9 protein-coding genes are annotated in these 14,048 nt (G+C 44.4%); 7 read left to right on the top strand and 2 right to left on the bottom strand.

Annotation, left to right across the window (positions count from 1 at the left end):
* Window positions 1–57 precede the first annotated feature (57 nt).
* Together hydA and arcC are read left to right on the top strand one after the other, a co-directional pair.
* Window positions 58–1,437, top strand: coding sequence for a dihydropyrimidinase (gene hydA / locus WH390_RS10165; RefSeq protein WP_032114449.1), 1,380 nt, complete (start codon window positions 58–60; stop codon window positions 1,435–1,437).
* A 67-nt stretch (window positions 1,438–1,504) separates the two neighbouring features.
* Window positions 1,505–2,437: a carbamate kinase gene (gene arcC, locus WH390_RS10170; RefSeq protein ID WP_032114448.1), complete on the top strand. Its 933-nt coding sequence runs from the start codon at window positions 1,505–1,507 to the stop codon at window positions 2,435–2,437.
* A 76-nt stretch (window positions 2,438–2,513) separates the two neighbouring features.
* Here the strand turns inward: arcC and yqeB are convergent, their stop codons facing one another.
* Both yqeB and yqeC read right to left on the bottom strand, forming a co-directional pair.
* Entirely contained in the window at window positions 2,514–4,106 is a 1,593-nt protein-coding gene (gene yqeB / locus WH390_RS10175; RefSeq protein ID WP_032114447.1) for a selenium-dependent molybdenum cofactor biosynthesis protein YqeB, read from the bottom strand.
* A gap of 23 nt (window positions 4,107–4,129) precedes the next feature.
* Complete coding sequence (gene yqeC / locus WH390_RS10180) at window positions 4,130–4,912, bottom strand: selenium cofactor biosynthesis protein YqeC (RefSeq protein WP_032114446.1); 783 nt, start codon at window positions 4,910–4,912, stop codon at window positions 4,130–4,132.
* A gap of 18 nt (window positions 4,913–4,930) precedes the next feature.
* Between yqeC and WH390_RS10185 the strand changes: the two genes are divergently transcribed.
* The 5 genes from WH390_RS10185 to WH390_RS10205 all read left to right on the top strand — a co-directional run bounded on the left by WH390_RS10185 (window position 4,931) and on the right by WH390_RS10205 (window position 13,992).
* Window positions 4,931–5,572 (top strand): NTP transferase domain-containing protein, encoded by a 642-nt coding sequence (locus WH390_RS10185; protein WP_238565658.1) that lies wholly within the window; start codon window positions 4,931–4,933, stop codon window positions 5,570–5,572.
* A gap of 287 nt (window positions 5,573–5,859) precedes the next feature.
* Window positions 5,860–8,970, top strand: coding sequence for a putative selenate reductase subunit YgfK (ygfK, locus tag WH390_RS10190; RefSeq protein WP_406850573.1), 3,111 nt, complete (start codon window positions 5,860–5,862; stop codon window positions 8,968–8,970).
* Window positions 8,971–8,972: 2 nt separating this feature from the next.
* Window positions 8,973–10,295 (top strand): putative aminohydrolase SsnA, encoded by a 1,323-nt coding sequence (gene ssnA / locus WH390_RS10195; RefSeq protein WP_032114445.1) that lies wholly within the window; start codon window positions 8,973–8,975, stop codon window positions 10,293–10,295.
* A 50-nt stretch (window positions 10,296–10,345) separates the two neighbouring features.
* Window positions 10,346–11,125 (top strand): molybdopterin-dependent oxidoreductase FAD-binding subunit, encoded by a 780-nt coding sequence (gene ygfM, locus WH390_RS10200; RefSeq protein ID WP_032114444.1) that lies wholly within the window; start codon window positions 10,346–10,348, stop codon window positions 11,123–11,125.
* Entirely contained in the window at window positions 11,122–13,992 is a 2,871-nt protein-coding gene (locus WH390_RS10205; protein WP_032114443.1) for a molybdopterin-dependent oxidoreductase Mo/Fe-S-binding subunit, read from the top strand. The genes ygfM and WH390_RS10205 overlap by 4 nt, the downstream gene beginning before the upstream one ends.
* The last annotated feature ends 56 nt before the right edge of the window (window positions 13,993–14,048 follow it).

The raw sequence follows: 14,048 nt of genomic DNA on the forward strand, positions 1-14,048 counted from the left end.
CGTTTTATTCATTTAGCCCTAATGGCACTACATTAGGGCTGATTATGGAGCTTATGCATGAAACTACTGATCAAAGATGGTATTGTGGTCAATGCTAATGAACAACGGCAAAGTGACGTTTTAATCGAAAACGGTCTTATCAAGCAAATCAGCCCCAATATTATCCCATCAGAACCTTGCGAAATTATTCAAGCCAAAGCGTGTTATGTGATGCCAGGTGGTGTCGATGTCCATACTCATTTTAATATTGATACAGGGCTGGCGCGTAGTTGTGACGATTTTTTTACTGGCACCCGCGCAGCTGCCTGCGGTGGCACCACCACCATTATCGATCATATGGGGTTTGGTCCAAAAGGATGTTGCTTACATCATCAACTAGAAACCTACCACCAGTATGCGAATGGAAAAGCGGTTATCGACTATAGCTTTCATGGAGTTATCCAACATATTAATCAAGCGATTATCGATGAAATTCCGGCTATGGTTCAAGACGGAATTAGTAGTTTTAAACTTTATCTAACTTATCAATATAAGTTGAATGATAGCGATATCTTACAAGCATTAAAACAATTGAAAACAGCTGGCGCATTGACCACCGTTCATCCAGAAAATGATGCCATTATTAGCTATCTACGCAGCCAATTTATTGCTAGTGGTCAGACTGAACCACGTTATCACGCCCTTAGCCGGCCACCTGAATGCGAAGCAGAAGCTATTGCCCGCATGATCAATCTGGCACAGCTAGCCGGTAATGCTCCTTTATATATAGTGCATTTATCTAATGGTCTCGGACTCAATTACTTACGTCTGGCTAAAGCCCATCAGCAGCCGGTATGGATAGAAACCTGTCCTCAATACTTGATGCTAGATGAGCGACAATACCTGCGTGAAGATGCGATGAAATTTATTCTCACACCACCGCTACGCAACATTCGTGAACAAGATGCATTATGGGGTGGTATTAGTGATGGAAGCATTGACGTGGTTGCCACCGATCACTGCACTTTTCCTTTTTGGCAGCGGCTTAAACTTGCGAAAGGAAACTTTAGTCGCTGCCCAAATGGGCTACCTGGGGTAGAGAATCGCCTGTTATTACTCTTTTCTGCCGGCGTAATGAGTGGACGCATTACGCCAGAACGCTTTGTCGCACTAACCAGCAGCAAACCCGCTCAGTTGTTTGGCCTCTGGCCACGCAAAGGTTGCCTGACCCCCGGCTCAGATGCTGATTTAGTTATCATTGCACCTCATAAACGGACTACTATTCGTCATGCTGAGCTGCATGATAACGCTGATTATAGCCCTTATGAAGAAATGGTTTGTCAAGGTGCAATCATCCATACCCTATCACGAGGAAAACCGGTTTTCAGTCAAGGAAAATTTATTGGCAGCGCTGGTTGGGGACAATTCTTGCACCGCCAACCTTTCCTAATAAGTTAACGCTTTTCTGTATGACCAACCCATCTTTGATAGTAAATAACAATAAATAATAGGAATAATAAATATCATGAAAAAAACAATCGTCATTGCACTGGGCGGTAATGCATTAGGTGATGGATTAGACGAACAAATGGCCGCCGTAAAAACTACTGCACACGCTATTGCTGATTTGATCCAGCAGGGTCATAAAGTCGTCATTACTCACGGTAACGGCCCCCAAGTCGGCATGATCAATCGGGCATTTGAAGCAGCAGCTAAAACAGCCGCTCATACCCCCATGTTACCTATGTCAGTATGTGTGGCATTAAGCCAAGGTTATATTGGCTACGATCTGCAAAATGCGCTAAGTGAAGAATTACTCAATCGGGGTTTATCGACTCCCGTTGCTTCCATTATTACCCAAGTTGAAGTTGCCGCCGACGATCCGGCCTTTAGTAACCCAACTAAACCAATCGGCTCTTTTTTCAGCCCACAAGAAGCTGAAAAATTGATAGCCAATGGCTATCAACTAAAAGAAGATGCTGGACGAGGCTTTCGTCGAGTAGTTGCATCCCCCAAACCCATCGCTATCGTTGAGAAAGAAACAGTCAAAGCCTTACTTAATGCTGGGCAAGTCGTCATTACCGTTGGTGGCGGCGGCATACCGGTGGTGCGTGAAGGCAATCATTTACGCGGTGTGAGTGCCGTCATTGACAAAGACTGGGCTAGTGCCAAATTAGCTGAAATGATCGATGCAGATATGTTGATTATTTTGACTGCAGTAGAAAAAGTAGCGATTAACTTTGGCAAACATAATGAAAAATGGCTGGAACGACTTAATCTAGACCAAGCTCAACGTTATATTAATGAAGGACATTTTGCCAAAGGATCAATGCTACCGAAGGTTGAAGCGGCTCTCTCTTTTTCCTGTAGTCGGCCTGGTCGTGAAACGCTAATTACTGTGCTAAATAAAGCCAAACAAGGGATTGAAGGTAAAACGGGTACCATTGTTTGCCTCTAACCGTTACGATTATCTTCTTATAGGGCGCTATGCGCCCTTACTAATTGACTAAGTTAGCTATTTTTATCCGTCGCAACTAAACCGATTTTTCCATCAACGCCATCAATGCTTCTAACACCCCTCCCGCTATGGCCCGTGCTTTATCCGAAACAGCAGTAAAATCTACTGCCGCACCACGGGGATCTATATCGCCAATTTTAAACCCTACCGTCACCGATAAATTATCATTTAACAAACCACGGACCATGCCACTTAATGGCGCTTTAATCGGGGTATTGTCAATGTAAGCAATATCATCGCCAACATTAACGATATCATCAATATTAACGCAACGACGCATGACACCGGTGACTGGCGCTCTCACTACACGCTGTGTGGTATGGCCATTAATATTCCCTGGCACACCAGTATTAGCTTGTGCCGATCCCTGATAAATCACTCGTCCTAAATTGTGTCCACGATTAGTTTCTATGATAGCATCACAATCTTTACCTGCCTCAAAACCGGGCCCCAAAGCAATCGTCACCGGTGCCATTGCACGGTGGGTTCCTCTATTTTGTTTGGCTAAAATAGCATCGACTACACCGTCGACTTGAAAAGCCGGCAATAAGCTAGCATTCTCATCAATCAAGAGCGGAATAATGCCTTGCTGTAAAAGCGGATCGGCTTCCTCTGGTCTGTTAATATGTTTCGCGGTCACACCTTCAATTGTCATTTTTCCGGCATAGATAGCCTGAGCAAAAGCAACCGTACAGCGGATAACGGTAGGGTATTCAACCTCTAACATTATGACGTGAAAACCAGCATGATAAAGACGTAATGCTACCCCGGTTGCAATATCACCAGCACCCCGAATAACCACCCGCTGGCGGCAGGGAAAAGAGCTGCACTTCATTGATCCACCAGCGGCTTGATGCTTAATTTGCAACATCTCAGCGATAATACTGATAGCAATTTCCGCCGGCGTTTCTGCTCCGATATTAAGACCAACAGGCGCATGAAGATGAGCGAGCTGACATGCTTTAAGCCCTTGATCATATAATTGTCGAGTAAAAGTTTGTATTTTTCGACGACTGGCCAAAAGCCCAAGATATTTTACTGGCAAGTGGATCAACAAGGATAGCGCTTCCCAATCTTGGCTATTGGTAGCAATCACCACATAATCATCAGCTTTAATGGCTAACTCCTCAATCCCTTGGCTAAAAGACTTTACCTGCAATAGCTTGGTATCAGCTGGAAAATAAGCGGCATTAAGGCTATCGGCATAAACATCCATCACCACAATTTCAAAATCTAAAGCAGCAGCTGTTTGGGCAATAGCACGATTAACATGTCCGGCACCAATGAGTATCAAACGGCAGGCTAAACCATGGACATCAATATAAACTGACATCGAGCCACCACAATCACTGCCAACCGCATGCTGACCATTACGGCTCATTCGACCATGAAAAATACGAGGCTTACGCTCTGCCAGCGCTAACAGGGCTTCAGTAATCACTTTACGCTCTACCATACCACCACCAATCGTGCCGATCACACTGCCATCATCGAGTACTAACATTTGCGCAGAGTGACGTGGTGTAGAGCCGCGACTTTCAATAATTTGTGCCATGGCAAAAGGACGATTCTGCTGCTCAAGTTTTGCTGCTTCCATAAAGATTTTCATAACTACCTCAGTGAGTTATCCATTCAATTTCTCTGACGCTGCAAAACATTCTTGATAGGAGGAAACTCTCTGACAGCTCCCAACCAAATCGCATCTAACCCTGTGCTTATTAACAATGCTGATAGTTTGTTAGTGATAAAATTCTCAGATTGAGAAAAACGATTAATCAACCAAATACGCTGGGCATCAAGAGGAACATTTTTAAACATTCCTGCCGGATGCCGAATAAAATGCTCCAATACCGCAATATCTGCTTTATCTCCTCTTTTAATTTTCGTTATAGAAGCAAATATTGGCCATCGGTGTACATTATCAGGGCCTAATGGCCTGGCTAAAACCTGTCCTCCAGTTACGGCAATTACGCAGCGACTACTAACCGGTATGCAAGGTTCGTGCAAAGCAGGCGCTTTTAATGGCAGACCTCGTGAACCATCGGCTTCGACCAGTATGATATCCGCGTAGTGTCGCTGAGCAAGTGCATCGACCTGCTGCGGTAAAAAACCACGTACTTTCCCACTACTGGGTTGCCAAGCGGAATAACAAGCACAAATTGGTGAAGCAAATACCGCCGCAGGTAAATGAGCCGGATCGCAACACATCAATAGTGGGATATTTTTATCAGGTAAATACATCCTTGTTGTGGTGGTGATAATCACTTTTTTACCTAACAACGAAAACTGTCGTGCCAGCCAAAATAAAGTACTGGTTTTGCCACCTGCGCCAATCAAACTAATAACAACAGATGATGAGTTTAATGATCCATCACAAAACTGAGTGAGCGGTTCAGGTATATTTGCCGGTGGCATAACTTAAGAGTCCATAAAATGAATAAATCTGCTATTCCGGTCCCCCTAATGGCCAAAAAATCGGCACAAATAATCAAAAATATCGATTGCATTATTCCAGCTGCCGGTCTTTCTTCCCGTATGGGACAATGGAAAATGATGTTACCCTGGCAGAATGGAACAATACTTGATGCAAGTATCAAAAATGCATTAACCTTCTGTTCTCGCATTATTTTGGTGATTGGTTATCGGGCGGCAGAATTGAGCGCGCGCTACCAGCAACATCCAGCAATCAGCATTGTTTATAATGCTGATTATCAGCAGGGACTATTTAGCTCCATCAGCGCTGGCGCTATGGCTGTCAATAGCGACTACTGCTTTATTACGCACGGTGATATGCCTTGCCTGAATAGCAATATATTTCAGCAAATTTGGCACCAACGCGGCGCTTATGCGTTGATCCCTCGCTATCAAAAAACACCTGGTCATCCAGTTTTATTACCTTATCACTGCCTTAATATGGCGGTAAAACAAACCCATTGCCGCTCAATGCAGCAAGCTTTACGAAAAGGTCAATGGCAATATTTAGACTTAGATCAATCGGCAGTCACCGCAGATATTGACACTCCTGAGATTTATTTGACGTTACTAGCAACAGAAAATCTACTTGCCTCCACTTAAAGACAACAAAAAACATCTTCTGCCTGTTTGATTTATCAAAGTGATAGTGAAATTATTTTTTTGAGAATTAAAAAATCGATAACTATCTGTTGAAGTTAGCTATTTTCTATTGATTATCATTCTTATTTGCCTGAGCGTGAGTTATTTCACAAATAAAAAGCAAGATTAGATATTAATCACATTTCTTATTCACCATTCCTCGGTTCTTTGTTTCTGGCGTGATTGTTGCAAAGTTTATGACAACTGTTTGCCAATTTGCCCAATTAAATCGCAGCAAGGAGAGTCTCATGGGAGATATCATGCGCCCAATTCCATTCGATAAACTTTTGAAGCGCATCTTTGATGAATACCAACAAAATCAATCAATATTTGGTATTCCCAAACAACAATTTTATCGTCAGCAAAATCAACATCCATTAATTAATGTATTTGGTGAAACATGTGCCACACCAATTGGCCCTGCTGCCGGACCGCATACCCAGTTAGCCCAAAATATTATCGTCTCCTGGTTAACTGGTGGCCGCTTTATCGAACTGAAAACAGTGCAGATCCTTGATCAATTAGAAATAGATAAACCCTGTATTGACGCTGAAGATGAATGCTTTAACACTGAGTGGTCAACTGAATATACACTAGTAAAAGCCTGGGATGAATATCTGAAAGCCTGGTTTATTTTGCATCTGCTCGAAGCTATTTTTGAGCCACGCCAAGCAGGCGAAGCGAAATCCTTTATATTTAATATGAGTGTCGGTTACGATTTAGCTGGTATTCAGCAACCAGCTATGCAGCAATTTATTGATAACATGATGAATGCTTCTCATCATCCCACTTTTAACCGTTACCGTCAGCTTTTACAGTCATGGATCGAAAACCCTGATTTTATTAGTCAGTTAGGTATTGAAAGTCAACAAACTGCGCTGACAACATTAGCCGAAAGTATTCCCGCTCAAATGGTAAGCGGTGTAACCCTATCTACCATGCACGGCTGCCCACCTGATGAAATAGAAGCTATCTGTCGTTATATGTTGCAAGACAAAAAACTTAATACATTTGTCAAACTCAATCCTACCCTACTCGGTTATCAACGGGTAAGAGCGATCCTCGATAGCTGCGGTTTCGATTATATTGGCTTAAAAGAGGCTTCATTCCAGCATGATCTACAGCTTGAGCAAGCCCTGGCAATGCTGCGCCGCTTAATGACACTGGCCAGTGAGAAACAGCTAGGGTTTGGCGTGAAACTGACTAACACATTAGGCGTTATCAATCATAAAGGTAAACTAGCCGGCGAAGAGATGTACATGTCTGGCCGTGCACTATTTCCACTATCAATCAATGTCGCTGCGGTTCTTTCCCGTGCCTTTGACGGCATGCTACCGATCTCTTATTCAGGTGGTGCTAGCCAGATCACTATCCGTGATATTTTCGCAACCGGCATTCGTCCCATCACCATGGCAACCGATCTATTAAAACCCGGTGGTTACCTACGTATGACTGAATGCCTACGCGAATTAACGGATAGCGCGGCCTGGCAGGCAGAAAAAATTGATGTAGAACGGTTAGAAAAATTGGCAAAACAAGCAATCAGTATGGATTATTGTCAAAAAGAGTGGAAGGCTGATCATGAGATAAATATCGATGATTCACTGCCATTAACAGATTGCTATGCTGCTCCCTGTGTTAATGCCTGTGCCATTAAACAGGATATCCCCGAATATATCCGTTTAATGGGTGAAAAGCGTTATACCGATGCGTTAGAACTTATCTACCAACGCAACGCGCTACCGGCCATCACCGGTCATATTTGCGATCATCAATGCCAATATAACTGTACTCGTTTGGACTATGATAGCCCGCTAAATATTCGTCAACTGAAGAAAATTGCGTTAGAAAAAGGCTGGCAAGAGTACAAACAGCGTTGGCATAAACCTGCCGGTACAGGTACTCGCCACCCGGTTGCCATAATCGGTGCTGGCCCTGCCGGTCTCAGTGCCGGCTACTTTTTAGCCCGAGCAGGCTATCCAGTAACAATTTTTGAGCGTGAATCCAGCGCCGGTGGGGTAGTAAAAAATATTATTCCCCAATTTCGTATTCCAACAGAGCTTATCGAGCATGATATCAATTTTATTGCTGAACATGGCGTCAAATTTGAATTTGGATGTCAGCCTGATTTAACCGTGGAAAAATTGAAAGCGACCGGCTTTCATTATGTTTTGATTGGCGTTGGCACCGACAAAAATAGTGGCATCAAACTGGCCGGTGAAAATCATAATATCTACCAATCTCTGCCCTTCCTGCGTGACTATAATCGTGGTTTTACACCGAATATGGGTAAACATGTAGCGGTAATTGGTGCCGGTAATACCGCCATGGACTGCGCTCGGGCAGCGCTACGTATACCTGATGTAGAACAAGTCACTATCATCTATCGCCGCTCAAAAGCTGAAATGCCCGCCTGGCCAGAAGAATACGAAGAAGCTTTAGCTGATGGCGTAAAATTTATGTTCCTCGCCAATCCTGAACATTTTGCCATTAACGGTACACTAACAGTCAGGCTGATGAAATTAGGTAAAATTGATAGCTCCGGACGTCCTCAGGCGGTGGCAACCGAACAAACCACCAGCTTAAAAATCGATAGTATAATCACAGCAATAGGTGAGCAACAAGATAGCCAAATGCTTGCCGCAATTGGAGTTCCACTCGATCAAAATGGTAAACCAGCTATTGATCTGGCCAGTGGAGAAACTACGCAATCTAGCATATTTTTAATCGGCGATGTTCAACAAGGGCCTTCTTCCATTGTTGCGGCAATCAGTACCGCACGTCGCGCTGTCGATACCATTTTGCGGCGGGAAAATATTTATAGCCATCATGGTAATAAATACTGGAGTAACGTTGATCCTCAGCATCTTTATCAACGTAAAGGTCAAATTACCGTCAAGTTGGTTGACAAACAGCATAGTGAGGCTTTTGTTGAACAGGAAGCCGATCGCTGCCTGGAATGTAATTACATTTGTAGTAAATGTGTTGATGTCTGCCCAAATCGCGCCAATGTCTCGATCGCCATACCTGGCTTTCAAAATCGCTATCAAACACTGCATTTAGATGCCATGTGCAATGAGTGTGGCAATTGTGCGCAATTCTGTCCATGGCAAGGCAAACCCTATCGAGATAAGGTGACTATCTTTAGCCTGGAAGAGGACTTCATTAACAGTACTAACCCTGGTTTTTGGGCCGAAGGCGATCGGATTTCTGTCCGACTCAATAGTCGAACCTGGCTATTACGCATCAATAACGACAGTCAATTTCAAAAAATACCGCCAGAGCTGCATAACCTGTGTCAAATCATTAGCCATGTACACAAACACCATCAATATCTATTAACCCGTATGGATGCCTGATTATGCTAATTTTAAAAAATGCCACGACAGTAGAGTTTGAGCCTGCCCGGGTGAGAGAAAATATCGATATCGCTATCCAGGATACAGAGATCTTGGCTATTGATCCAAATTTGACCGCCCGTTTTCCAACCGCAGAAATTAAACAGATGAATGGCCGCATTGTCATGCCTGGTATTGTCTGCGCCCACAACCATTTCTACTCTGGCTTATCCCGGGGCATCATGGCGCAAATTCCTCCCTGCCCAGATTTTATTTCTACTTTAAAAAATTTATGGTGGCGACTGGACAGAGCTTTGGATGAAGAAGCGCTTTACTATAGTGGCCTGATTTGCGCATTAGAAGCGATTAAAAGTGGCTGTACTGCCGTTATCGACCATCACGCCTCACCCAATTTTATTCATGGCTCGCTGCACACTTTACGTAACGCTTTTTTGAAAGTCGGATTACGAGGCATGACCTGCTTTGAAACCACTGATCGCAATGGTGGTCTGCAAGAGCTCGAGGCTGGTATTGAAGAAAATATTAACTTCGCCAAATATATTGATAGCACCAAAGACAAAGAACGTTATTTGGTAGAAGCCCACATTGGTGCTCATGCCCCCTTTACGGTATCCAATGACGGACTTGGTTTATTACAAAACGCCATCAAAGAAACCCAACGCGGTTTGCACATTCATATAGCAGAAGATCACTATGATGTCTCCCATAGCCATGATAAATACGGTAAAGATCCCTTACAACGTTTAGCTGAATACGATCTGATCAATCACAAAACATTAATTGCTCATGGGCTCTATTTGTCGATCAACGATATACAGATCCTTAATCAAAATGATGGTTTCCTGGTACATAACGCCCGCTCTAATATGAATAATCATGTCGGTTATAACGCGCAATTAGCGAATTACCACAATGTCGCTTTAGGCACTGATGGCATCGGTTCAGATATGCTGGAAGAATTGAAATTTGCCTTTTTTAAACATCGCGATGCCGGCGGATCACTATGGCAAGATAGTTTTACGCGCTATCTGTGGAGTGGTAATACCTTACTAGCACGCAACTTCAATGCTAAATTTGGCCAGCTAGAAAAGGGTTATAAAGCTGACTTAACGATTTGTGATTATGCAGCACCAACACCACTACAAGCAGAAAATATCGCCGGACATCTGGCCTTTGGTTTAAGTTCAGCCAGTGTTGATAGCGTAATGATAGACGGTGTTATGGTTTATGAAAATCGACAATTTACTTTTGATCATCAACCTATTTACGCTGAAGCCAAAAAAATTGCCGCTAAATTATGGCAACGAATAAACACACTGAAATAAAAACCTAACACCTTCTCTTACAACAAAAAATAGCTATTAACAGGTGGATTATGATTGAGCAATTTTTCCGACCAACCACCATTGAACAGGCAATGGATCTTAAGCGCCGTTTTCAACATCAGGCAGTCTGGTTTGCTGGTGGCAGCAAATTAAACGCAACACCGACTAAAACTGAATGCAAAATAGCCATTTCGCTACAAAACTTACCGATGAATAGTATTGATTGGGATAACGGTACATTACGTATTGGAGCACTCACTAAGTTACAGCAATTACGCGATACACCATCTATTCCCCAAGCACTGTATGAGGCGTTAGGCTTTATCTACTCTCGCCATCTACGCAATCAATCTACCATTGGTGGTGAGATAGCCGCCCAACAAACGGAATCAGTGCTACTTTCAGTCTTATTAGTGTTAGATACACAGCTACTGTGTGCCGATGGGCAACTCTTGTCGCTGGAAGATTACTTAGCCGCACCTAATGATCGACTGTTAAGTGAAATTATTATCAAGAAACCTTTTGACCATTGTAGCACCGGCAAAATCAGCCATTCAGCCGCCGGTTGGTCAGTTATTACGGCGGCGGTGGCTATCAGCGATAATCAGGAATACCGCATCGCCCTGGATGGTGTCGGTGAGAAAGCACGCCGCTTGCATGCTATCGAATCATTAACATTAGCAGGAGAAGAACTGGAAAAAGCGGTTAGTAATGCAATTCATCCAACAGATAATTTATTAGGAAGCGCAGCATACCAACGTTACATTGCCGGCATTTTGATATCTGATCTATTGACCGATTGCCGGCAAAAAGAGGAGAAAAGCAAATGATGGTTCGTTTCACACTAAATGGCTGCTCCAAAGAACTGGAGTGCAGAGCTGGTGACAATGTTCAGCAACTGCTTTTCAATCTTGGCATGCATTCAGTTCGTAATAGTGACGATGGATTTGGCTTCGCTGGCTCTGATGCTATTTTATTTAATCAGACCATCCATAATGCTTCACTACTGATCGCCGCACAACTGGATAACGCAACCATTGTTACGGCTGAATCACTCGCTAGTTGGAATCAACTCAGTATTGTTCAACAAGCGATGATCGATGTCGGCATTGTGCAATCTGGCTACAATGATCCCGCTGCAGCACTGATCATCACTGACTTACTAAACCGCATTGCTGATCCTGATCGTGAACAGATCGATGACGCGCTGTCTGGCTTATTTAGTCGCGATGCCGGCTACCAACAGTTTTATACGGTCGTCGATTTAGCCAAAAATCGGCTGATAGATCCTGCTCATCAGATAACCGTTGCCCCCACTTTTCGCGACGACTTGACCTTAATAGGCAAAATCCATCCTAAAACCGATTCGGCCAAAATGGTGCAAGCTAAACCCTGTTATGTCGAAGATCGCATTGCCCACAATGCCTGCGTGATAAAAATGCTCCGCAGTCCCCATGCCCATGCCGTGATCAGACAACTTAATGTCACCAAAGCGGAAGCACTAGCTGGTGTCATCCATGTCATTACCCACCTTAACTGCCCAGATATCTACTACACCCCAGGAGGACAAAGCGCGCCAGAACCCTCACCTCTTGACCGCCGAATGTTTGGCAAGAAACTACGCCATGTTGGCGATCGCGTGGCGGCCGTTGTCGCAGAAAATGAGGAGATTGCGCTGGCAGCGCTAAAACTTATCGAAGTGGAATACCAGGTATTAAAACCTGTCATGTCAATTGACGAAGCGATGGCTGCAGATGCCCCGATTGTCCATGATGAGCCGGTAGTTTATATCAACGGTGCACCTGCTGATCTGGCACAGCAAAATCAACAGGCGGTAAATCGTGGCGAGCAGATGATCATCAACTTTCCGATCGGTGCCCGCCCAATCAACAATATTGCGGCTAGTATTCATGGTAGCATCGGTGATATTGCTGACGGATTTGCTAAAGCCGATGTAATTATCGAACGTACCTACCAATCTAAACAAGTACAACAGTGTCCTGCCGAACCACATATTTGCTATAGCTATATGGATGGTGATCGCTTAGTGATCCACGCCTCAACTCAAGTACCCTGGCACCTCCGTCGCCAGGTTGCACGTATCGTTGGGCTAAAACAGCATAAAGTCCATGTCATTAAAGAACGAGTTGGTGGCGGCTTTGGTTCCAAACAAGATATGCTATTAGAAGAAGTTTGTGCCTGGGCTACCTGCGTAACGGGTAGACCGGTCTACTTCCGTTATAGCCGTGAAGAAGAGTTTATTGCCAATACTTCACGCCACGTGGCTAAAGTGACCGTTAAACTCGGTGCGACTAACGACGGAAAACTGACTGCAATCGACATGAATTTCCGCGCCAATACCGGCCCTTATGGCAATCATGCGCTAACCGTACCCAGTAATGGCCCAGCGCTGTCATTGCCTCTCTACCCCTGCGATAATGTTAATTTTCAAGTCACCACTTATTACAGTAACATCTGTCCAGCCGGCGCCTATCAAGGCTATGGTGCACCTAAGGGTAATTTTGCGCTAACGATGGCCATGGCTGAATTGGCGGAAAAATTAGGTATTGATCAGCTGGATCTGATTGAGCTTAATCGGGTTCAAGAAGGCCAAGAGTTGAAGATCCTTGGCGCTATCGGTGAAGGGAAAATGCCCACCAGCGCGCCCACCGCCGCCAGTTGTGCCTTAACACCAATCCTGCGTAAAGGACGCCAATTGATTGACTGGCAGGGACCGAAACCTGCTTCAGGCGACTGGCGGATCGGTAAAGGGGTTGCCATCATTATGCAAAAATCGGGTATTCCAGAAATTGATCAGGCAAACTGCATGATCAAGCTAGAATCTGATGGCACCTTTATTGTTCATTCTGGGGGCGCCGATATTGGTACCGGTTTAGATACCGTATTGGGAAAACTGTGTGCCGAAGTATTATGCTGCCCGTTGAATGAAATCCATGTCATTTCTGGCGACACCGACCATGCCCTGTTTGATAAAGGGGCATATGCCTCATCCGGCACCTGCTTCTCGGGTAATGCCGCCAAAAAAGCGGCGGAAAACTTACGCCAAAAAATACTTTTTCATGGCGCGCAAATACTCAACGAGCCCAAAGAGGATGTTTCGTTAGCACACCCTGGCATCGTCTGTGGAAAACAGGGTCAAATCAGTTATGCCGAAATTGCCCATCAAGCGGAGACCGGCACCGGATTTGGTGTACTGGTAGCCACCGCCAGCTACGTGACCAATGATTTTGCCTTTCCATTTGGTGCCAATTTTGCTGAGGTCGCAGTTAATCTACGAACTGGCCAAATTCGGCTCAACAAATTTTACGCACTACTCGATTGTGGTACCCCGATTAACCCAGATTTAGCGCTTGGTCAAATTTATGGTGCTACACTACGTGCCATCGGCCACAGCCTAACTGAAGAGATCCAATATGATAGCCAAGGCAATCCATTAACGCGTGATCTGCGTAGCTATGGAGCACCCAAGATCGGCGATATTCCGGCTGACTTTGGTGCTTTCCTAGTTCCCAGTGACGACCCAGTTGGGCCGTTTGGTGCCAAATCTATCTCTGAAATTGGCGTCAATGGCGCCGCACCAGCTATTGCCTCTGCTATCCATGATGCTTGTAATATTTGGTTGCGCGATTGGCATTTTACGCCAGAAAAAATATTAACTGCCTTGGGAAAACTGTAATTAATTGAGGCTGCTTTAGCAGCCTCCCACTCAGGCTGCAACTATCAATTAACTAT

Source organism: Candidatus Arsenophonus nilaparvatae (assembly GCF_045346035.1).
GTDB lineage: Bacteria > Pseudomonadota > Gammaproteobacteria > Enterobacterales > Enterobacteriaceae > Arsenophonus > Arsenophonus nilaparvatae.